17 protein-coding genes are annotated in these 20,915 nt (G+C 75.6%); 13 read left to right on the top strand and 4 right to left on the bottom strand.

Annotated features, from left to right (window positions below; genetic code table 11):
* Positions 1-209: 209 nt before the first annotated feature.
* The 7 genes from HS048_RS09740 to HS048_RS09710 are packed head-to-tail and all read left to right on the top strand — an operon-like array spanning position 210 to position 8,827.
* The gene (locus HS048_RS09740) at positions 210-1,412 is read left to right on the top strand and encodes a sugar transferase (RefSeq protein ID WP_196466746.1); all 1,203 of its coding nucleotides are present in this window, start codon (positions 210-212) and stop codon (positions 1,410-1,412) included.
* Positions 1,402-3,003 carry an O-antigen ligase gene (locus HS048_RS38755; RefSeq protein WP_196466745.1) on the top strand — a complete coding sequence of 534 codons (1,602 nt, stop codon included), beginning with the start codon at positions 1,402-1,404 and terminating at the stop codon, positions 3,001-3,003. Before HS048_RS09740 ends, HS048_RS38755 begins: the two co-directional genes overlap by 11 nt.
* Positions 3,000-4,760 carry a lipid II flippase MurJ gene (locus HS048_RS09730; protein ID WP_196466744.1) on the top strand — a complete coding sequence of 587 codons (1,761 nt, stop codon included), beginning with the start codon at positions 3,000-3,002 and terminating at the stop codon, positions 4,758-4,760. Before HS048_RS38755 ends, HS048_RS09730 begins: the two co-directional genes overlap by 4 nt.
* Positions 4,757-5,473 (top strand): polysaccharide deacetylase family protein, encoded by a 717-nt coding sequence (locus HS048_RS09725; protein ID WP_231647170.1) that lies wholly within the window; start codon positions 4,757-4,759, stop codon positions 5,471-5,473. Before HS048_RS09730 ends, HS048_RS09725 begins: the two co-directional genes overlap by 4 nt.
* On the top strand, positions 5,470-6,708 hold the full coding sequence (locus HS048_RS09720) for a glycosyltransferase (protein WP_196466743.1): 1,239 nt from the start codon (positions 5,470-5,472) through the stop codon (positions 6,706-6,708). Before HS048_RS09725 ends, HS048_RS09720 begins: the two co-directional genes overlap by 4 nt.
* Positions 6,705-7,457, top strand: a complete 753-nt coding sequence (locus HS048_RS09715) for a Wzz/FepE/Etk N-terminal domain-containing protein (protein WP_196466742.1) — start codon at positions 6,705-6,707, stop codon at positions 7,455-7,457. Before HS048_RS09720 ends, HS048_RS09715 begins: the two co-directional genes overlap by 4 nt.
* A complete protein-coding gene (locus HS048_RS09710) occupies positions 7,454-8,827 on the top strand; it encodes a glycosyltransferase (protein WP_196466741.1) in 1,374 nt (457 codons plus the stop codon). The genes HS048_RS09715 and HS048_RS09710 overlap by 4 nt, the downstream gene beginning before the upstream one ends.
* Here the strand turns inward: HS048_RS09710 and HS048_RS38750 are convergent.
* Entirely contained in the window at positions 8,746-9,942 is a 1,197-nt protein-coding gene (locus HS048_RS38750; RefSeq protein ID WP_196466740.1) for a glycoside hydrolase family 26 protein, read from the bottom strand. The genes HS048_RS09710 and HS048_RS38750 overlap by 82 nt on opposite strands.
* A 200-nt stretch (positions 9,943-10,142) precedes the next feature.
* Between HS048_RS38750 and HS048_RS09700 the strand changes: the two genes are divergently transcribed.
* From HS048_RS09700 to HS048_RS09680, 5 genes are all read left to right on the top strand, one after another.
* Positions 10,143-11,432, top strand: coding sequence for an ATP-grasp domain-containing protein (locus tag HS048_RS09700; RefSeq protein ID WP_196466739.1), 1,290 nt, complete (start codon positions 10,143-10,145; stop codon positions 11,430-11,432).
* An 82-nt stretch (positions 11,433-11,514) separates the two neighbouring features.
* Complete coding sequence (locus HS048_RS09695; RefSeq protein WP_191894239.1) at positions 11,515-12,771, top strand: NAD(P)-binding domain-containing protein; 1,257 nt, start codon at positions 11,515-11,517, stop codon at positions 12,769-12,771.
* A gap of 186 nt (positions 12,772-12,957) precedes the next feature.
* Positions 12,958-14,424: an FAD-binding oxidoreductase gene (locus tag HS048_RS09690; protein ID WP_196466738.1), complete on the top strand. Its 1,467-nt coding sequence runs from the start codon at positions 12,958-12,960 to the stop codon at positions 14,422-14,424.
* A 251-nt stretch (positions 14,425-14,675) separates the two neighbouring features.
* Positions 14,676-16,856, top strand: coding sequence for a histidine kinase (locus HS048_RS38745; protein ID WP_196466737.1), 2,181 nt, complete (start codon positions 14,676-14,678; stop codon positions 16,854-16,856).
* Positions 16,853-17,482 carry a response regulator transcription factor gene (locus HS048_RS09680; RefSeq protein WP_196466736.1) on the top strand — a complete coding sequence of 210 codons (630 nt, stop codon included), beginning with the start codon at positions 16,853-16,855 and terminating at the stop codon, positions 17,480-17,482. Before HS048_RS38745 ends, HS048_RS09680 begins: the two co-directional genes overlap by 4 nt.
* Here HS048_RS09680 and HS048_RS09675 read toward each other — a convergent pair.
* Positions 17,454-18,128, bottom strand: a complete 675-nt coding sequence (locus HS048_RS09675; RefSeq protein ID WP_196466735.1) for a hypothetical protein — start codon at positions 18,126-18,128, stop codon at positions 17,454-17,456. The genes HS048_RS09680 and HS048_RS09675 overlap by 29 nt on opposite strands.
* A gap of 154 nt (positions 18,129-18,282) precedes the next feature.
* Positions 18,283-18,906: an NAD(P)-dependent oxidoreductase gene (locus HS048_RS09670; RefSeq protein WP_196466734.1), complete on the bottom strand. Its 624-nt coding sequence runs from the start codon at positions 18,904-18,906 to the stop codon at positions 18,283-18,285.
* Positions 18,907-18,995: 89 nt separating this feature from the next.
* Here HS048_RS09670 and HS048_RS09665 point away from each other — a divergent pair, with 89 nt between their 5' ends.
* Positions 18,996-19,349: a helix-turn-helix domain-containing protein gene (locus HS048_RS09665; protein WP_196466733.1), complete on the top strand. Its 354-nt coding sequence runs from the start codon at positions 18,996-18,998 to the stop codon at positions 19,347-19,349.
* Between the two features lie 58 nt (positions 19,350-19,407).
* Here HS048_RS09665 and HS048_RS09660 read toward each other — a convergent pair whose 3' ends face one another.
* The gene (locus tag HS048_RS09660) at positions 19,408-20,880 is read right to left on the bottom strand and encodes an ATP-binding protein (RefSeq protein WP_230880791.1); all 1,473 of its coding nucleotides are present in this window, start codon (positions 20,878-20,880) and stop codon (positions 19,408-19,410) included.
* Positions 20,881-20,915 lie beyond the last annotated feature (35 nt).

The raw sequence follows: 20,915 nt of genomic DNA, 5'->3' as shown, positions 1-20,915 counted from the left end.
CAGTAGCATCGAGAAGCTCGCAGGGGCCGAGGTTCTCGCATTCGGAGAAGGCCTGCGTCCATTACGGTCGAGGCATTCCGGAAATCACCGGCCGGCCTTCCGCGAGATCGGCGCGATATTCGCGGTGTCAAAATGGAACCGCCGAGTTGGGGGAAGCTTGACTGAATTCAGGCCGGTCGCGGAAAGAGAATTCGAATACGGAGGCACCGATGTCCGCGACCACCAGGGGTGAGCGGCTGTCCGGCGGCGCGGCCGGGACCGGCGGGGGCGGGACGGCCTCCCCGGCCGGACCGGCCGTACGGCCTCCCACCGGCCCGGAGAGCGGCACCGGCGCCCCGGACGCCATGCGGTACCGGCTCCCCACCCGGCGGGGCCGGCGGTCGCGCCGCGGCGCGCGGCCCACGATCGTGCTCGGCACCGGGCGGCACGCCCGGCGGCTCGCCTCGGTCCTGCTCGACCACCCTGAGCACGGGCTGGCGCCCATCGGATTCGTCGACGACGGGCCGGGAGCGGGACGCACGGCCGGGCAGGCGCCGGGCCGGCCGCCGGGGCGGGCACCGGACCGGGCGTCCGGACAGGCGCCGGAGCAGGCGTCCGACCGGCCCGAGCGGTTCGCCGCGGCACTGCGGGAGCACCGCGTCCGCGCGGTGATCGTCGCCTCGGAGCCCGTCCCCGGGGCGGACACCCCCGTGCTGGCCCGCATCGCCAGGGACTTCGGCTGCGAGGTCTTCCTCGCGCCGGAACCGGGAGGCCTGCTCACCGACTTCCTGCCTCCGCACGGCCACGTCCGCGGCTTCCCCCTGCTGCGGATGCGCCCCGTCCCCCAGACGCGGCCGTCCTGGCCCCTGAAGCGGCTCCTCGATGTCGCCGTCGCCCTCACCGGCCTGGTGGTCACCGCTCCGCTGCTCGCCCTGTGCGCCCTGGCGGTGCGCTGCGAGGGCGGGCCCGGCGTGCTGTTCCGGCAGAGCCGGGTCGGGCTGGGCGGCCGCCGCTTCGAGATGCTCAAGCTGCGCACGCTCCACCCCCGCGACCCCCGCGAGTCCGAGACGCGCTGGAGCGTCGCCGGCGACGAGCGCGTCGGCCGGGTCGGCCGGCTGCTGCGCAGGACCTCGCTGGACGAGCTGCCCCAGCTCTGGAACGTGCTGCGGGGCGACATGAGCATCGTCGGCCCCCGGCCCGAGCGCCCCTTCTTCGTCGACCAGTTCTCCCGCTCCCTGCCGCACTACGAGAGCCGCCACCGCGTCCCCGCCGGGATCACCGGGTGGGCGCAGGTCCACGGCCTGCGGGGGGACACCTCCATCGAGGACCGTGCCCGCTTTGACAACCACTACATCGACGGCTGGACCCTCCGGTCCGACATCAAGATCATCATCCGCACCGTCGCATCCGTGCTCCGGCCCAGTGGAGGTTAGGGAGGCGGACCCGCACGGCGCCCCCGGTCCGCGCACCGCCCCCGGTCCGCACGGCGCCCCCGGTCCGCACACCGCCGCGGGTCCGGTGCCGGGCGGCCCGGTGGGCGCGGTACGGCGTGCCGCCGGGATCGCGGCGCGGCGCGGGCCCGGCGTCCTCACCGCGGCGGTCGTGCTGTGCGTGTGCGTGCCCGACCGGCGCGACGACCTCGCCTCCGCCTTCCACGTGACGCCGGCCGACCTCGCGTCGGTCGTGCTGGTCGCGGCGGCCGCGGCGCGCCTCCTGGCCGGAGGGCGGCGGCTGCCGGTGCGCTTCCTGGTGCTCGTCCCGCCGGTGGTCGCCGTCTGCGCGGCCACCGTCGCGTCGCACGACGTCCTGGCGAGCCTTCCCGGCCTGGCCCGCTACCTTCAGGTGTTCGTGCTGGTCCCGCTGGCCGTCGCCGTCGCCCTGCGGGACCGGGCGGACCTCCGGCTGACCGGCGGGGCGGTCGTCTGCGCCGCCCTGGTCCAGGGAGCGGTCGGCTGCCTGCAGGCCCTCACCGGCACCGGCGCCTCCTACGCGGGCGAGAACGTCCGGGCGGTCGGCACCTTCGGCGCCCAGGACGTGATGGGCATGGCGACGGTCGTCAGCCACGGGCTGGTCGTCCTGCTCGGGGTCGGCCTGGCCCTGCGCGGACGGCCCCGGGCGACGGCCCTCCTGGGCGCCGCGCTGCTGCTGCCGCCGCTGGTCCTGTCACTGAGCCGGGGCGCGTGGCTGGCGACGGCGTGCGCGGCGGCGGTCATGGCGGCGCTGTCCGGCCGCCGCACCGCGGCGGGCGCCGGGCTGCTCGCCGCGGCCGCCGCCCTGCTCGTCGCCGGCTCGGCGGTGGGACCGGGGGGCCCGGCGGGACCGGCCGGATCGGAGACGGTCGGGCGGCGGCTCACCTCGATCGGCTCATCGGTCACGCAGCCGGACCGTTCGGTGAGCGACCGCTACGACCTGTGGCGGACCGCCGCGGGGATCTGGCGGGACCATCCCCTCACCGGGGCGGGACCGCGGGGGTTCCCCGCCTTCCGCGACGCCCACGCGCCCCTCGGCCTGTCGTCGGGCAGCGACACCGCCGACCCGGTGAGCGGTTTCCGGCGGCAGCCGCTGCTGTCCCCGCACAACATGTACCTCCTCGTGCTGAGCGAGCAGGGCCTGGCCGGGATCGCGGCCTTCTGCCTGATGCTGGGCTCCCTGGCGCTCTGGTCGGTCCGGCGCGTCCGCCGCGTCCGCCGCGTCCCCGGTGTCCGCCATACCCCCCGTGTCCGCCGCATCCCCGGCATCCCCGGCATCCCCCGCAGTCAAGGTGTCCTCCGTGCCCCCGGTGTCCTCCGTGCCCCCGGCGCGGCCCGCCCGCCGTACCCGCGCTCCGGGCCGTTCCCCCCGGACCGCGCCCTGGGGCTGGTCGCGGCGGGCTTCCTGACCTGGCAGCTCGTCGACTTCGCCTACTCCGACATCGGCGGCGCGCCGACACTGGTCATGTCGGTGATGCTGGGCGTCGCCCTGCGCTGGGCCTGCGCGGGCGCGCCCGCGGAGGCCCTCCCGGTGGGCCCCGGGCGGTGCCGATGACCCGGACGGCCCAGCCGAACCGGCCGCCCCGGACGGCGGAGAAGGCGGAGACGAACCGGGCGGCCGGGACTCCGGAGACGAACCGCGCGGCGGGGACTCCGGAGACGACCCGGGGGTCGGAGACTCCGGAGACGAACCGCGCGGCGGAGACCACGGGTACCGTCCGGCTCTCCGCGGCGCGCCACGCACCCGGCCGGTTCTCCCGGCTCCTCCCCGCGCGCCGCGCGCCCGGCCGACGGCCCGGCGGCTCCCCGCTCCTGCGCGCCGCCTCCGTCACGGCGGCGCTCGTCGCGCTCGGCTCCCTCCTCGGGTTCACCCGCGACCTCCTCCTCGCCCGCCTCTTCGGCGCGACCCACCGCACGGACGCCTTCCTGCTGGCGTGGACCGTGCCGGAGACGGCGGCGCCGCTGCTCATCGAGGGCGCGATGGCGTTCCTGCTGGTCCCGCTCTTCAGCCGGGCCGTGGAGCGGCGCGAGGACATCCGCCGGGTGGTCTCCGCCACGCTGCCGCACGTCCTCGCCGCACTCGTCGCGGTGACCGCCGCCACCTTCCTCGGGGCGCCGCTGCTCGTCGAGGTGCTGGCCCCCGGCTTCGCCGACCCGCACCTGGCCGTGCGGTGCACGCGGATCGTCTCGGTCACGGTGCTGCTGTTCGGGCTGGCGGGGTACCTGAGCGCGGCCCTGCGCGCGCACCAGGTGTTCGGCCCGCCGGCGGCGATCCACGTCGCCTACAACGTGGGAATCATCGCGTGCCTCGCCGCCTTCCACGACCGGCTGGGGGTGACCGCCGCGGCACTCGGGGTGGCGCTCGGCGGCCTGCTCATGGTGGCCGTGCAGGCGCCCGCCTTCCTGCGGCACGTCGGGCCGCCCCGCGGGCCGTCCGCCGCGGCGCTGGTCTCCCTGGGCGCGTTCGCGCCGATCGCCGCCTTCGCCCTGCTGCGCCAGGGCCAGGTCTACGTGGAGAGGTTCCTCGCCTCCTCGCTCCCGGCGGGCTCCATCTCGCACCTGAACTACGCGCAGAAGATCGCCCAGGTGCCGATGGTGCTCTCGCTCATCGTCGTCACGGTCTCGTTCCCCGCGCTCGTGCGCTCCATCACCGCCGGGGACCTGCCCGCGGCCCGCCGCCGGATCACCGGCGACCTCGGGCTGTCGGGCACGATCGTGCTGGCCGCCTCCGCCTTCCTCGTCGCGTTCTCCCCGGAGATCGTCGCGCTCCTGCTGGAGCAGGGCGAGTTCACCGGGGCTGACACGGAGGCGACCGCGCAGATCATGCGCGTCTACTCGCTGGGGCTGCTCGGCCAGACGGTCGTCGGGGCCGCCTCCCGGGTGTTCTTCTGCTTCGGACGCCCGCCCTGGTATCCCGTGGCCGCCATGGCCGCGGGCCTGGCCGCCACCGCCGTCCTGGCCGTCCTGGCCGTCACCGCCGCGCCCGCCAGAGGGACCGCGGGGATCGCCGCGGCCAACGCGGCGGGCATCACGCTCACCGCGGCGGCGCTCCTGCTGGGCCTGCGCAACTCGGAGCCGGCCCTGCCGGCGCGGGCCGTCGCGGCGGCCCTCGGCCGGCCCGTCCTCGCCGCCGCGGCGGCGGGCGCCGCCGGGCTGCTCCTGCGGCCCCTCCTCGGCGGCCTGCCGGCCCTCGCCGCCCTGGCCCTCGGCGCGGCCGCGGTCGCGCTCGTGTTCACCGTCGTAGCAGCACTCACCGGATCCAAGGAGATCACGCGAATGATCGGCTCCATGCCAGGAACGAGGCGGACGTGACCGGCAGAGCGGCCATGCCGTACATCCTGATGTACCACTCGGTGGACGGGTACGACAGCGACCCGCTGCTCGTCACCGTCTCCCCGCAGCGGTTCGCCGGCCAGATGGACTGGCTCCGGCGGCGCGGCCTGCGCGGGGTCTCGGTGCGGGAGCTGCTGGTCGCCGAGGCGTCCGGCCAGGCCGGCCGGATGGTCGGGCTGACCTTCGACGACGGGTACGCCGACTTCGCGTCCGAGGCGGTCCCCGTCCTGCTGCGGCACGGCTTCACCGCGACCGTGTTCGCGGTCGCCGGGCTGCTCGGCGGGCACAACGCGTGGGACCGGGACTGCCCGCGCAAGGCGCTGATGACCGCGGCGGACCTGCGCCGGGTGGCCGGCGCGGGCATGGAGGTCGCCTCGCACTCCGTCCACCACGTGTCCCTGACCGGCGCCTCCGACGCCGAGCTCGAGATGGAGCTCAAGGAGAGCCGGGCGGTCCTGGAGGACGTGCTCGACCGCGAGATCACCGGGTTCGCCTACCCCTACGGCCACGCGGGCGCCCGGGAGGTGGACGCGGTCCGCTCGGCCGGCTACTCCTACGCCTGCGCCGTCCGGCCCTCCGAGTTCAGCGGGCGGCACGCGCTCGCGCGGACCTACGCCGGCGACCGCGACGGGCCGCTGCGGCTGCGCGCCAAGCACCTCCGCCACGGCCTGCGCTGGGGGTGGAACCGATGAGGGGAGGGCAGCGGACGAGGGTCCTGCACGTCATCACCGGCCTGGCCGCCGGAGGGGCCGAGCAGCAGCTGCGGACCCTGCTGCCGCACCTGGACGCCGAGTGCGAGGTCGTCGCGCTGACCAACCCCGGGGTCGTCGCCGAGGCCGTCGCCGACACCGGCGTGCCCGTGCACTGCCTGGGCATGCGGGGCAACCGCGACCTGCGCGCCGTACGGCGGCTGGCCCGGCTGATGCGGGCCGGGCGCTACGACGTGGTGCACACGCACCTGTACCGGGCCTGCGTGTACGGCCGGCTGGCGGCGCGTCTGGCGGACGTGCCCGCGATCGTCTCGACCGAGCACTCCCTGGGCGAGGACCGGGTCGAGGGGCGCCGCGCGACCCGGGGGGTGCGCGCGCTGTACCGGATCAGCGAGGCGCTCGGCGACGTGACCGTCGCCGTCTCCGGGACCGTGGCCGACCGGCTCGCCCGGTGGGGGGTGCCGCGCTCCCGGATCGAGGTGATCCCCAACGGGATCGACAGCCAGGCCTTCCACTACGACCCCTACCTCAGGCACGAGGCGCGGGCCCGCCTGGGCATCCCGCCGGACGCGCACGTCGTGGGCGGCGTGGGGCGGCTGGAGCCCGGCAAGCGCTTCGACGTCCTGCTGGAGGCCCTGGCGGGCCTGGACGGGAGCGTCCTGCTGCTGGTCGGCGAGGGGTCCGCCCGCGGGGCGCTCACCGAGCGCGCCCGCGCGCTGGGGATCGCGGAGCGGGTGGTGTTCACCGGCGAGTCGACGGAGGTGCCCGCGCTGCTGTCGGCCATGGACGTGCTCGCCGCCCCGTCGGTGGAGGAGACGTTCGGGCTGGCCGCCGTCGAGGGCCTGGCGGCGGGGCTGCCCGTCCTCTACTCCGTCTGCCCCGCCCTGGAGGAGCTGCCGCCGGACGCCGCCCCCGGGGCGCGGCGCGTGCCCCCCGACCCCCGCCGCCTCCGCGCCAGGCTGCGCACGCTGGCCGCCGCGGGACCGGTACGGCTGCCGCCGCCGCGCGCCGTCTCCCACTACGACATCCGGCGGCACGCCGCGCGGACCGAGGCGCTGTACGAGCGCCTCCTCGAAGACGTCTCCCACTACGACGCCCGGCGGCACGCCGCGCGAGCCGAGGCGCTGTACGAGCGCGTCCTGGAGGACGTCCCCTCCGCCGTGCCGGCCGGGGCGCTTTCCGCCACGATGTACGACGCCCGCAAGGAGTACCGTTGAGAGACACGGCGCCGGCCCGGACCGGCCTGCTGCGACGCTGGTGGCCGCTGGGGGCGGCCGTGCTCGTGGGAACGCTGGCCGGGCTGGCCTTCTCCCTGGTCAGGGAGCCGGTCTACACCGCCGACGCGTACGTGGTCGCGGTCCCCGCCGACCGGAGCGACACCGCCCGGGCGGTGGACTTCGCGCAGACCTACGCCCGCGTCGCCACCCAGCCGGAGATCCTCGCCCTCGCCCTGGACGACGCCTCCCCGCCCCCCGGTCCGGACCCCGGTCTCCTCCCGCGGGGAACCTCCCCGGACACCGGTGTCCCGGCGGCCTCCGTGCCGGAGTCCTCCGTCGAGCGGCTGCGGCGCGCGGTGCAGGCGTCCGCCTCGCCGGACGCCCCCCTGGTCGGGCTGAGCGCCTCCGCGCCCGGCCCGCGGCAGGCCGCGGACCGGGCCAACGCCGTGGCGACCGCCCTGATCACGTATGCGAACTACCAGGCGGTCAACACCCGGGTCCGCCTCGTCCGCTTCACCAAGGCCCTCCCGCCCGCCTCCCCCTCGTCTCCGCCGCCCGCGGTCGGCGCCGCGCTCGGCGCGACCGGCGGCGTCCTGGTCGGCGCCCTCGTCTGCCTCACGGTCCCGGTCCGGTCCTCGGCCTCCTGCGGCCGGCCCCGTACGGCCCCGGCCCGGCCCGCCACGCGGAAGGTGACGGTGCGGGTGCGACCGGCCGAGCGCGAGGCGGCCCTGGGGGAGGTCCGGGCATGACCGCCTCCCGACGGGGCTGGCCCGCGGCGCTGGCCCCCTCCGTGCTCCACGTCAGCCGGCCCGTGGACGGCGGCGTGGCGGGCTACGTCGCCGCCCTCGCCGCCGACCAGGTACGGCGGGGCTGGAACGTGGCCGTCGCCTGCCCGGGCTCCGGGCGCCTGCCGGACGAGCTGGCCGCGCTCGGCGTCCAGTGGCTGCGCTGGGAGGCGTCCAGGTCGCCGGGGGCCGGCGTCCCCGGCGAGGCGCGGCGGCTCCGCCGGCTGATCGACGGGTTCGCCCCGCACGCCGTCCACCTGCACTCCGCCAAGGCCGGGCTGGCGGGCCGCGCCGTGCTCCGCGGCCGGATCCCCACGCTGTTCCAGCCGCACGGCTGGTCGTGGCTGGCCGCCCGGGGCGCCGCGGCGCGGGCGGCCCTGGCCTGGGAGCGGGCCGCCGCCCGCTGGGCGGGCCTGCTGGTGTGCGTGGGCGAGGGCGAGGCCGCGCTCGCCCGGGAACAGGGTCTGCGCGGGAACTTCACCGTGGTCCGCAACGGGGTCGACCTCGACCGGTTCCGTCCGGCCGGTCCCGGCGGCAGGGCGGCGGCCCGGCGGCTGCTCGGCCTGCCCGAGCACGCGCCGCTGGCGGTCTGCGTCGGCCGGGTCACCCGGCAGAAGGGCCAGGACCTGCTGGTCGGCGCGTGGGAGCGGGTCACCCGGGTCTGCCCGGACGCCCGGCTGGCGGTCGTCGGCGACGGCGACCTCCGGCCCGCCCTGGGTGCGGCGGCCGGGCCCGGCGTGGTGTTCGCCGACGCCGTCGCCGACGTCCGTCCCTGGTACGCGGCGGCCGACGTGGTCGTCCTCCCCTCCCGCTGGGAGGGGCTGCCGCTGACCGCGCTGGAGGCGCTCGCGAGCGGCCGCCCGCTGGTCGCCGCCGACGTCCCCGGCCTGTCCGAGGTGGTCACCCCGCGGGTCGGCGCCCTCGTCCCGCCGGAGGACGCCGGGGCCCTGGCCGAGGCGGTCGCCCTCCGGCTCCGCCACCCGGTGCTCGCCCACCAGGAGGGGGAGGCCGCGGTCGCCCGGGCCGCGGACTTCGGCATCCGGCCCGTGCTGGACCGGCTGGCGGCGCTGACCTGGCGCGTCATCCGGGACGTGCGGGCGGACGCGGCCGGGGCGCCGGCCGGGAGCGTCCCGGCCTCCCGGTGGGACGAGGGCGACGGGAACGACATGGACGGCGGAGACGGCGGAGACGGCGGAGACGGCGGCGGGAGGCTCCGGGGCGGCGCGGGAGCCGCCGGTGACGGGGACGGGCGTCAGGGCCGCACGGGAGCCGCCGGGGACCCGGTCCCGCCGCCCGGCCGCCCGGCCCGGCCCATCGACTCGCGGAACGCCTGAGCCGAGCGGGGGTTGTCCCGGCACTGCCAGACCCCGTGCGGGCAGTAGTCGGAGATCGAGTGGTAGGCCACGTCGTGGGTGCGGATCCACTCCAGCATCCCCCGCACGTACTCGGGGCGGTCGCCCCGGCGGAACAGCCCCCACTCCGGGAACGAGATCGGCTTGCCGCGCGCCGCCGCGAACCGCGCGTGGTGGCGCATGCCGTACGGCTGGTCGAGGTAGTCGTCGAAGGTCCCGCCGGGGGCCTGGTCGTAGCTGTCCATGCCGATGATGTCGACCACGTCGTCGCCGGGGTAGCACTCCGTCCACGGGATGGCGTCCCGGCCCCGGCTGGGCGCGAAGTCGAACCGGAAGCCCTGGCCCCTCACCGCCCGCATCACCGCGACGATCCGCCGCCAGTAGGCCTTCCAGGCCGCGGGGTCGGGCGCGCAGCGGCTGGAGTAGGTCGTCCCGTTCATCTCCCAGCCCAGCACGACGATCGTGTCGGCGGCCCCCGCCGCGACCAGCCGGTCCGCCAGCCGCCGGAAGACGGGGTCGAAGGCCCCCTTCGCGCCCGCGCGCAGCAGCCCGGCGACCTCGGCGTCGGGCAGCCGCCCCTCGTTGGGCGCGACCATGGGGACGTTGACCGCCAGCACGCGCCCCGGCGCGGCGGCGCGCCAGCGGGTCCAGGGGTCCAGGATGAAGTCCGGTCCCCGCAGGGCGGTCCAGTTCTCCCCCGGCAGGTACGTCCGGCCGACGGTCGCCCGGGGGCCGCCGAGCCAGGCCTCGAACCGGGGCAGCCGCTCGGTGCCGCGCGCGTCGGAGGCGAGGAACACTCCGAACGGGACCGCCGCCGCAGGCCGTACGGCCCGCCCGCCGCCGCCTGCGCCGGCGTCTCCACCGGTCGGGGGCGGCTCCCCCGGCGGTCCGGAGACCGCGAGCACGGCGAGCATCCCCCAGCCGAGCGCCTTCACCCGGCTTCCGCGCCCCGTCCTCATCGCCCCGGCCGCCCCCGCCATCACGCCGTCCCCGTCCTCGTCCCCCGGCCGCCCCGTCGTCTCCGTCGCCCCCGGCACCGCCTCCCGGTGGCCGCCGTCCGCCGGACCCGGCCCCCGCCGGCCGGCGGGGATCCGCACGGCCGCCGAATGAATGCGCACAACGTCCGGATTTTTCAGTGAAAGCCATGTTCGGAGCCGGTTATCGGAGGGGGTCCGATATTAATCGCACATATCGAGGAAACGCCTCCCGCGGTTCACCGTTATCCGCGGGAAGCTTATATAGTGAGCGGCGGACGACGACGGGTCCAGATTAATCAATTCATGTGGCGGGCGTATTCATGAGCACGATCGAGCCGGTGGAGAGCGGTCTGCCGCACGCCGGCCGGCCGCACGCGGTCCGGCTGGACCCGGCCGTCCCGGCCCTGGTCCTCCGGCTGGACGACAACGTGCTCCACCACGGCACGCTGGCGGCCGTCCGCTCCCTGGGCCGCGCCGGGGTGGAGGTGCACGCCGTCCTCGAAGGGCGGCACGCCCCGGCCTCCCGCTCGCGCCACCTCGCCCGGACGCACGTCTGGCCGGACGGTCCGAGGACCCCGGAGGCGCTGACCTCCGCGCTGGAGGCGATCGCCTCGGTCATCGGGCGCCGCGCGGTCCTCCTCCCGATGGACGACGCGGGCGCCGTCTTCGCCGCCGAGCACGCCGCTGCCCTCACCCCCCTCTTCCTGCTGCCCGGGCAGGTCCCCGGGCTGCCCCGCCGCCTGGCGGACAAGTCCTCCCTGGCCGCGCTCTGCGCCGGGCTGGGCGTCTCCCACCCGGAGACGCACGTGATCGCGACCGCGGTCGACGCCGCGGCCGCCGTCCGCAGGCTGGGCCTGCCGCTGATGGCCAAGTGGGCCAGGCCCTGGCTGCTGCCCCCCGGCTCCGGACTGCGCAGCACGACGCAGGTCCGCACCGCGCAGGAGGCCGCACGACTGGCGGCGCGGACCGGCGGACCCGGCGGCGACCTGCTCTTCCAGCGGTTCGTGCCCGGCACCGCGGGCTCCGACTGGTTCTTCCACGGCTACTTCGGCGACGGCTCCTCCTGCCTGTTCGGCGGCGCCGGCCGGAAGGAGCGGGCCTACCCGCCCCGCGCCGGCCTGACCACACTCGGCCGGTGGCTGCCCAACCCCCGCGTCGAGGCCGCGGCGCGCTCGCTCGCCTCCGGGCTGGGCTACCGGGGCGTCCTGGACCTGGACTTCCGGTACGACGCCGCCGCGGACGCCTACCACCTGCTGGACTTCAACCCCCGCCTGGGCGCGCAGTTCCGGCTGTTCACCGACGAGCGGGGCCTCGACCTCGTCCGCGTGCTCCACCTCGACCTCACCGGTGCCCCGGCGTCCCCGGGCCGCCCCGCACACGGCCGCACATACCTGGTCGAGAACTACGATCCGTTCCCCGCCTTCCAGGACCGGCGCGCGCACCGGCTGACCTATGCCGGCTGGCTCCGGTCGCTGCGCGAGGCCGACGAGTTCGCCTGGTTCGACGGCGACGACCCCCTTCCTTTCCTGACCATGGCGAGACAGACAATGAAACGAGGCTTTAACCGCCTCGCCCGCCGCCGCCGGAGCCTTCCCGCGGCACCGCGTTAGAATTTTCGAAGCATTCGGAGAACAAGGGATCAGCCGCGGGTCGATTCCTTTACGGGGGATTTTAAATGAGCAAGGAGAAAGCATGCGCACGCCGGTAATCGACGTCGCCGTCGTCGGTGCGGGCCCCTACGGGCTCTCCGTCGGCGCCCATGCCGTCGCGGCCGGGCTGGACGTGCGCGTCTACGGCCGCCCCATGGAGTCCTGGGAGCGGCACATGCCCCGGGGGATGCTGCTCAAGTCGGAGCCGGCCGCGTCGAACCTCGCCGACCCGCACAGGAGCTACGGCCTGGACGCCTACTGCCGCCCCCGGGGCCTGTCGTGCGCCTACGGCGAGCCCGTGCCCGTGGAGACGTTCGTCGACTACGGCAAGTGGTTCCGGGCCCGGACCGTCGGGGAGGCCCTCGATCCCTCCTCCGTGACCGAGATCCGCCCCCAGGGAAGGCTCTTCGCCGTCGAGCTGTCGACCGGGGAGACGGTGATGACCCGGACGGTGGTCCTGGCGCTGGGCTTCCTGCCCTTCGCCCACCGCCCCGCCGTGCTCTCCGGACTGCCCTCCGAGATCTGCACGCACAGCTCCGAGCACCACGACCTGTCGGCGTTCGCGGGCCGCGACGTCACGGTGGTCGGCGCCGGGCAGTCCGCCCTGGAGACGGCGACCCTGCTGCTGGAGGCCGGAGCCCGGCCCCGGGTGGTGGCCCGGGTGAACACCCTGCTCTGGAACAACGTGCCGGAGACCCGCGCCTCGGCGCTGCGGCGGCTGCTGTCCCCGGTCTCCGGCCTGGGCACCGGCTGGCGTTCGTGGATCTGGTCCGAGCTGCCCGGCAGCGTGCGCCACCTGCCCGTCGCCACCCGTCACCGCATCGTCCGCACGACCCTGGGCCCGGCCGGGGCGTGGTGGCTGCGCAAGCGGTTCGACGGGCACGTCCCGGTGGTGCTGGGGCAGACGCTCGCGGGCGCGGTCCACGGCGACGACGTGAGCCTGACGCTCCGCGACGAGAACGGGAGCATCAGGACCGTCCGCACCGAACACGTGATCGCCGCCACCGGTTACCTGGTGGACGTGGAGCGGATGGACGTCCTCGACGGCAACCTCCGCTACGCCATCCGGCGCACCGGGACCTCTCCCCTGCTGACGAGGGACTTCGAGACCTCGGTCAGCGGCCTGTTCGCCGTGGGGCTGGCCGCGGCCGGCACGTTCGGCCCGGTCATGAGGTTCGTGCACGGCACGCACTTCGCGGCCCGCCGGGTCACCCGCGGCCTGGTCGCCGCCGTGCGGGCGCGCTCGATGCTCTCCGGGGTCTCCGCGCGGCCGGCCCGGCCCCGCGAGTACATCGGCTGAGGCTCCGCATCGGACCCGCACGGCCCCGCACGGCCCTCCCGGGCTCCGGCGCCGCCGTACGGCCCCGGCGGCCTCACCCCGTACGGCTCCGCGCGGCCACCGGGAAGTGACGTCTTCGTGACGAACCGGGCGGGCCCGGCGCGCGTCTCACCAGGCGGACGACACGGGACCCTCGGGGAGAAGACCATGGAACGCACTCCGGACCGGCGGACATTCCTCCGGATCGGCGGCCTGGCCGCCCTCACCGCGGGCGCCGGGTCGCCCGCCCGCTCCGGTCCCGGCCCGTCGGACTGGAAGGCGCTGGGCCGCGGGCTGGACGGCAGGCTCGTCCGGCCCGGCGACGGCGCCTACGACGCCGCCCGCCGCCTGTTCAACCCGGCCTACGACGGAGTGCGGCCGGCGGGCGTCGCCTACTGCGCGAACCCCTCCGACGTGGCCGAGTGCGTGAACTTCGCCCGCCGGATGAGGGTGCCGCTGGCCGTGCGGTCCGGCGGGCACTCCTACGCGGGCTGGTCCACCGGGCCCGGGCTGGTCGTCGACGTCTCGCCGATGAACACGGTCGCGTACGCCTCCGGGCGGGCGACCGTGGGGGCGGGCGCCAGGCTCGTCGACGTCTACGACCGGCTCGCGGCCCGCGGGGTGAGCATCCCGGCGGGCACCTGCCCCACCGTCGGGGTGAGCGGGCTGGCGCTGGGCGGCGGGATCGGCGTAGTGTCCAGGAAGTACGGCCTGACCTGCGACGTGATGGAGTCGGTGCGGATCGTCACGGCCGACGGGCGGCTGCTGGACTGCGACGCGGACCACGACCCCGACCTGCTGTGGGCCTCGCGCGGCGGGGGCGGCGGCAACCTCGGGGTGGCGGTCTCCTTCGGCTTCCGGACCCATCCCGTCCGCGAAGTCACGGTCTTCACCCTGCGCTGGCCGTGGGCGAGGGCGGCCCGGGCGGTACGGGCCTGGCAGGCGTGGGCGCCGTCCGCCCCGGACGCGATGTGGTCCACCCTGCACCTGAGCCGCGACGGCGGCGGCACGGACGTTCGGCTCGTCGGCCTCCACCTCGGGAGCCGGGCGGAGTGCGAGCGGCTGCTCGACCCGGCGGCCGACCGGATCGGCCCGGCCTCCTCCGCCTCCGTCAGGGAGGTCCCCTACCGGCAGGCCATGATGATCATGGGAGGCTGCTCGGACCTGTCGGTCTCCCAGTGCCACCGGGGCGGTTCCCTGCCCGGTCAGACCCGCGACGGCCGGCTCTCCCGGGACCGCTTCTCGGCCAGGTCCCACCTGGCCTACCGCCCGCTGTCCGAGGGCGGGGTCAGGAAACTGGTCGCCGAGGTGGCGAAGACCGGCGACCACACCGTGCTCCTGGACGCGCTGGGCGGCGCGGTCGGCCGCGTCCGCCCGGACGCCACGGCCTTCCCGCACCGGGCCGCGCTGTACAGCGTGCAGTACTACGCCCACCGCTCCGGGGCGGCCGGCTGGACCCGCGCCGCGCGGGCCGCGATGCGCCCGCACTTCGGCGACCACGCCTACGTCAACTACGTCGACCCCGAACTGGCCGGCTGGCGCACCGCCTACTACGGGGCCAACTCCGCCCGGCTCGCCCGGATCAAGGCCGTCTACGACCCCGGCCGCCTCTTCCGGCTCCCGCAGGGCATCTGAGCCGCTCCCCGGTCCGCACCCGGCCCCGGCTCTGCTCCCTGGCCCCGCTTCGCGACCGGGACCCGCCCTGCTTCCGGGCCCGGCGCTTCTCCCGTGCCCCGCTTCGCTCCCGGCTCCGGGTCCGGGTCCGCTCCCGGCTCCGGGAACCGGAACCTGAGCGGAAGCGGATGCGGGCCGTGTCCCGGGACACCGTCCCGTCCCTTCCGGGCGCGGGCGCGGGTACGGTGTGCCCGACCGGACCCGGAGGAGCAGTGATCACAGCGGCGCGCATCGCCTGGGCGGCCTGCGCCCTGACGCTGGTCCTGATCGCGTGCGCCGCGGTCCTGGCCGGGCTCAACGGCTACGAGCCGATCACCCAGAGCCACCTGCTGCTCAACGTGGCGTGCGCGCTGGCGGGCGGGCTGATCGGGGCGCACCGGCCGGGGCATCCGGTGGGCCGGCTGCTGGCGCTCAGCGCGCTCTGCTTCTCCCTCCTGGAATCCTGCGGCGAGTACGCCGTCTACGGCGCGCTCACCCGCCCGGCCGCCTCTCCCGGCCATGGTCCCCTCCCCCTCGCCGAGGCCATGGCCTGGCCGCAGACCTGGCTGTGGATCCCGGCCAACTTCTCCCTCACCCTGGTCCCCCTCTTCTTCCCCGGCGACGCGCCGCCCTCGCCCCGATGGCGGCCGTTCGTGCGGGCGGTGGTCGCCGTGGCGGCGGCGGGCGCGGCGGTGAACGCCTTGCGCCCCGGGACGAACGAGCAGGTCGGCCCCGGTCCCGGAGTGCCGAACCCGCTCGGGGTCGCGGTGATGGCCGGGCCCGCCCAGGTCATGGAGACGGCGCTGGTGGTCCTGCTGGCGGTGGTCTTCGCCGCCGGGGGGATCGACCTGCTGGTGCGGGCGCGGCGCAGCACCGGCCGGCAGCGCGCGCAGGTCAAGTGGCTGGCCTACGCGGTCGCGCTCAGCCTGCTGGCCGCCCACGCGCGGCTGGCCGCGGGGCTGGCCGACGACGACCCCCGGCACATCTACCCGCCGGTCCACTCGCCCTGGGAACTGGTCGGCGCGCTGGCCACGGCGCTCATCCCCGTCGCGATCTGCATCGCGATCCTGCGCCACCGGCTGTTCGACATCGACCTGGTCGTCAACAGGACCCTGGTCTACGCGCTGCTGTCGGGCTGCGTGACCGGCGGCTACGTCCTGGTGGTCGGCTACCTCGGCGCGGTCCTCCCCTCGGCCGGCCTGCCGGCCTCCGTGCTGGCCGCCGGCCTGGTGGCCCTCGCCTTCGCCCCGCTCCGGCAGCGCCTGCAGAGCTGGGTCAACCTGCTGATGTACGGCGAGCGGGACGACCCCTACGCGGCGCTCACCCGCCTGGGCCGCCGCCTGGAGGCCAGCGGGGCGCCGGACGCGGTGCTGCCCGGGGTCGCGCGCTCGGTGGCCGAGGCCCTGCGCCTGCCGTACGCGGCGGTGGAGACGGCCGACGGCGAGCGCCACGCCTGGGCGTCCGCAGGGGAGGGTGTTCCGGGCGGCGCGGTACGGCTGCCGCTGACCTATGACGGCGCGCGGGTCGGTGATCTCGTCCTGTCCCCGCGGCCGGGCGAGAGCGGCTTCGGCCCGCGTGACCTGCGGGTCCTGTCCGACCTGGCCCGGCAGGTGGCAGTGGCCGCGCACGCCGTACGGCTCTCCGCCGACCTGCGCCGCTCGCGGGAGCGGCTGGTGATGGCCCGAGAGGAGGAGCGCCGCCGCCTCCGGCGCGACCTGCACGACGGGCTCGGCCCCACGCTGGCCGCGCTCACCATGCGGGCGGAGGCCGCGCACGACCTGGTCACCGACGAGCGCGCCCGGGACCTGCTGGCCGGCCTCGTCCGCGACGCCGAGGCGGCGACGGCCGACGTGCGCACGCTCGTGGACGGGCTGCGCCCGCCCGCGCTCGACTCCCTCGGCCTGCTCGGCGCGTTGCGCGCCCACGCCGCCCGGCAGCCGCCCGGCCTGCGGGTGACCGTCGAGGCTCCGGACGAGCTCCCGCCGCTGCCCGCCGCCACCGAGGTCGCGGCCTACCGCATCGCGGCCGAGGCGCTGGCCAACGTCGGCCGGCACGCGGGCGCCGCCGGTGCGGAACTGCGGATCGCGGTGGCCGGGGACAGCCTCGTGCTGGAGGTCCTCGACGACGGCGGCCTGCGGCCCGCCGTACCGGGGCCGGACGCCCCGCCGGGCGCCCCGTCGAAGGCGTGCCGGGAAGGCGGGCGTGAGGACTCCAGGCGGGAGGGCGTAGAACCGAAGGATGCCGGGCCGGAGGGTACCGGGCGGGAGGGCGCCCGGCGGGAGGGCGTCGGGCTCGTCTCGATGCGGGAGCGGGCCGCGGAGCTGGGAGGATCGTGCACGGTGGAGGAGCGCGCGGAAGGCGGGACCCGGGTCAGGGTCGTGCTGCCCGCGCGGGAGGAAGGGAGGCGGCGGTGATCCGGATCCTGCTGGTCGACGACCACGCCGGGTTCCGGGCCGGGCTGCGGGCCCTGCTCTCGGCCGCCGAGGGGATCGAGGTCGCCGACGAGGCCGCGAGCGGCGAGCAGGCGCTGGCCCTGGTCGGGCGGGCGCAGCCGGACGTGGTCCTCATGGACCTGACGATGCCCGGCATGGGAGGGGTCGCCGCGACCGAGCGGCTGACCCGCGACCACCCGCACGTCCGGGTGGTCGTGCTCAGCATGTCGGACGACGACGATTCGGTGTTCGCCGCCATGCGGGCCGGAGCCCGCGGCTACGTCCTCAAGGGCGCCCGCAAGGCGGAGCTGGTCCGGTCGGTGCAGGCGGCGGCCGAGGGCGAGGCGATCTTCAGCCCCGCCATCGCCGCCCGGATGACGGCCTACTTCGCCGAGCGCGAGCGGAGCGAGCCGGCGCTGCCCGAGCTGACCCGCCGGGAGCGGGAGATCCTCGCCCTGGTGGCCGAGCACCTCACCAACCCGCAGATCGCGGCCCGGCTCGGACTGAGCCAGAAGACCGTGCGCAATCACGTCTCGGCGGTCTTCGCCAAGCTCCAGGTGGCCGACCGGGCCCAGGCGATCATGCGGGCACGGGAGGCCGGGCTGTGAGCTCCGGCCGGTCCCACTCCGCCTGGGGCGCGCGCAGCACGCGGAGTCCGATCCAGCCGTAGGCCGCCAGTTGGAACAGCGCGCCGACGGACTGCACGGCGGGCGGCCGGTCCATGGTCGCGAACGGCACGACCGTGCCGGCGAGCGCCGCGACCGGCACCCACCAGGGCGCGTACCTCGTCGCGGCCAGTCCGATGAGGAGCGTGAACAGCCCGACGTGGGTGAGGAAGGCGGGCAGCAGCATGCCGTACAGGAATCCGGGCAGTTCGCCCGCGCGCGCGGTCACCTGCTCGGCCTGCACGGCGGGCAGGGTCTGGGCGAGCGCCAGGTCGTAGAAGTCGGTGGTGAACAGGGTCAGCGCGTGCCCGGCGCCGATCAGCCCGAGCGCCGCGCCGATGCCGCCGGTCCGGGGTGCGCGGTGCTTGAGCAGGTGGGCCAGGCCCAGGACGACGGGGATGAAGGCGAGCGCCGCCCAGAGGTAGAGCAGTGCGCTGACCTGTACGGCCCCCGGGCTCTCCCGGAAGATCCCGGGATCGTGCTCGGCGCCCGGGGGCGAGGTCAGGAAGGCCAGGAAGAGCAGTACCGGCCAGCCGAGCAGGGCGGTTCCGGCGACCATCCGGCGGAACGAGTCAGGATTTTTCAGCATGTGGCGGAGTCAACCCGCCCGCTGTCCCGGTCCACCTGAGTGGTTGTCCGGCCCGCCCGGGAGGAATGTCCCGAGCGGGCCGGCGCGTCCCGCGGACCCCCGCCCCGGGTTTCCGGCGTCACCGGAGGGGGTGGGGCGGCCCAGCAGGGGCGGCTCAGTAGGCGACGGTGATGCGGCGGCCGACGGCCTGACCGGTCTCCAGCTCGTCCACCAGGGCCACGGCGTAGTCCTCGGCGCTGATGAAGCTCCGGCCGTCGGCGTCGGCGAGCACCTGGTCGCCGCCCCGGCGGTAGGAGCCGGTGCGCTCGCCCGGCTCGATCTCGATCGCGGGCGAGACGTAGGTCCAGTCCAGGTCACCGGCCTGGGCGCGGACCAGTTCCAGCAGCTCGGCCTGGGCCAGCGCCTCGCCCTTGTAGACGGCGGGGAACTCGGGGGTGTCGACGAGCCGGACGCCCGGCGCCGCCTCCAGGCTGCCCGCGCCCCCGACGACCACCAGGCGGCGCACCCCGGCCTTGCGCAGCCCTTCCAGCACCGCGCGCCCGGCGGCGAGCAGCGGGGCCGACGGCTCCGAGCCGTCGCGCGGCGGGGCGATCGCCAGGACCACGGCGTCGTGGCCGGCGGCGAGCTCGGCGACGGCCGAGGGATCGCCCGCGTCCGCGCTCCGGGTCCCCGCCGTGCCGCTCCGGGTCACACCGGTGACCTCGTGCCCGCGGTCCCGGGCCTCGGCCGCGATCCGGCTCCCGATCATGCCGGTGGCGCCGATCAGCAGAATCCTCATGACACAACCTCCCGTGGAGTCATCGTGGGCTCGACGGTATCCATCAGATACTGGTTACTTCAACGTGCCCTTGGTACCCTCTGGAAACCATGATGAACGGCGACGCCTTCGACCCCGACTGCCCGACCCGCCTGATCCTCGACCGCATCGGCGACAAGTGGTCCGTGCTGGTCGTGCTGAGCCTGCGCGACGGCCCGCGGCGGTTCACCGAGCTGCGCGACGCGATCGGCGGCGTCACGCCCAAGGTCCTCACCCAGACCCTGCGCGCGATGGCCCGCGACGGCCTGCTGACCCGGCACGTCTTCGCCGAGGTCCCGCCGCGCGTGGAATACGAGCTCACCCCGCTCGGCCAGTCGCTGCACGCCCCCATCCAGGCCGTCGCCGACTGGGCCGAGAGCCACGTGAACGAGGTCATGGCCGCCCGCCAGTCCGCCACCGGCTGACCCGGGCACCGTCCACCGCCTCACACCGGATCACCGGTGGACGGAGGGTTCGAGCGCGTCAGCCGTACAGGATCGGCAGGTCCACGAGAAGGACCTGCCGATCCCTGTGCGCTTCTGCGCGGAGGTCCTTATCAAAACCCGCGCCGCTGTAGCAGGCGAGCACGGCGTCCTCGGCCCGGTGCCCCTGAGCGATGAGCAGATCCCTGGCCCGGCGGAGCCTCTCCAGATGCCCAAGCCCCATAACCTTGTCCCACTTGACCTCGCCCAGCGAGAGCACTCGTTGCCGCTCCTCGAGAAGCGCGGGCGTCATCACCACGACGTCAAGCTGGATCTTGTTGTTCTCCCTCCTCGAATGGTCGACCAGGAGGGCCGATCCGACCTCGCCCGGCGGCTCGTCGAAGAAGTCGTCCGCCAGGATCGCCCAGTCGCGGCAGATCTGCTCGAAATCCGGGCCGACGACCTGGGAGAGAAAACGCGGCTTCGACCCTCGCCACACACGTTCGGCCTCCCCCAGTTCGAGCGCCGCCCAGCGGGGCCGCATCACCGCCTGGTAGAAGGTGATGAGGGGCTCGGCGATGCGGTAGACGGGCTTCTTCCGCTGGATGAGATCGCGATCCTTGACGATCAGTTGGCAGTCCTCCAGCACGTGGAGCGGATGGGCGATCTCCGCAGATTTCCGGCCGACGTAAGCGGCGATCCCGCCGTTGGTGGCGTTACCGGCCGCGATCGCACCGAGGACGGAGTGGTAGAGCCCGGGGTCACGCGCTTCCACCTCTTCCGCGAGGAGATAGCGCGCCTCCCGGAAAAGCGGCGTCTGCGGGTTGAGGACCGTACGGCAGACCCAGTCGTCGAAGTCGGCCGGCCCGCCCGGGGTGTCGTTGCGCACGAACTGGCGGCCGTAGGCGGGTGTGCCGCCCACCACCGCGTGCAGGAGCGCCGCGAGTCCTGGATCGTCCGCCCCCCAGAACGCGGCGGCGGAGCGGTAGCGCAGCGGCTTGACGACCAGTTCGAGGCCCGCGCGCCCCCGGAGCGGCGCCTGGCCGGCGAGGAGGCGCCCCATCACCGACATCGCGGAGCCGCAGAGCAGGACCCGCGCGAAACACGGCTCCCGGTCGACGTGCCATCGTCTGTCGAGGTGCCGCTGGAGGATCGAAGGCAGCTCCGGGCTCGCCTTCATCAGCAGCGGGAACTCATCGATGATCAGCGGGATGGGCCGCTCTCTCGCCAGCGAGAAGAAATGATCGAGAGCGTCGTCCCAACCAGCGAACATGATCGACGCAGGAGCACCGGTGAAGCGTGCCAGGGCGGCCCCGAACAGGCGGAGCGCCTCGGCCCCGGTGGACTCGTCCGCCCCGAAGTAAAAACCGCCCGTCTCCTCGGCGAGCGCCGTCAGCAGGTATGTCTTCCCCTGTCGCCGCCGACCGCTGACCACGCCCAGCGCAGGCTCCGGAACGGCGTGCTCGACGAACGAGACGAGCGCCCTCCAGTCGGCGTCCCGGTCGAAGATGCGCTCGGGCTTCATGATCGGCATGCGCCGATTCTACTAAACCACACTTGACTCAACTG

The organism is Planomonospora sp. ID91781 (assembly GCF_015711595.1).
Lineage (GTDB): Bacteria > Actinomycetota > Actinomycetes > Streptosporangiales > Streptosporangiaceae > Planomonospora > Planomonospora parontospora.
Note: the sequence above shows the minus strand (reverse complement) of the source record. Positions and strands in the feature narration are given on the sequence as shown.

Coding starts and splice junctions, on each gene's coding strand:
- HS048_RS09690 (WP_196466738.1), top strand. CDS start 12,958: ATGGAACGCACTCCGGACCGGCGGACATTCCTCCGGATCGGCGGCCTG.
- HS048_RS09675 (WP_196466735.1), bottom strand. CDS start 18,128: ATGCTGAAAAATCCTGACTCGTTCCGCCGGATGGTCGCCGGAACCGCC.
- HS048_RS09720 (WP_196466743.1), top strand. CDS start 5,470: ATGAGGGGAGGGCAGCGGACGAGGGTCCTGCACGTCATCACCGGCCTG.
- HS048_RS09660 (WP_230880791.1), bottom strand. CDS start 20,880: ATGCCGATCATGAAGCCCGAGCGCATCTTCGACCGGGACGCCGACTGG.
- HS048_RS09740 (WP_196466746.1), top strand. CDS start 210: ATGTCCGCGACCACCAGGGGTGAGCGGCTGTCCGGCGGCGCGGCCGGG.
- HS048_RS09700 (WP_196466739.1), top strand. CDS start 10,143: ATGAGCACGATCGAGCCGGTGGAGAGCGGTCTGCCGCACGCCGGCCGG.
- HS048_RS09665 (WP_196466733.1), top strand. CDS start 18,996: ATGATGAACGGCGACGCCTTCGACCCCGACTGCCCGACCCGCCTGATC.
- HS048_RS09670 (WP_196466734.1), bottom strand. CDS start 18,906: ATGAGGATTCTGCTGATCGGCGCCACCGGCATGATCGGGAGCCGGATC.
- HS048_RS09695 (WP_191894239.1), top strand. CDS start 11,515: ATGCGCACGCCGGTAATCGACGTCGCCGTCGTCGGTGCGGGCCCCTAC.
- HS048_RS09730 (WP_196466744.1), top strand. CDS start 3,000: ATGACCCGGACGGCCCAGCCGAACCGGCCGCCCCGGACGGCGGAGAAG.
- HS048_RS09710 (WP_196466741.1), top strand. CDS start 7,454: ATGACCGCCTCCCGACGGGGCTGGCCCGCGGCGCTGGCCCCCTCCGTG.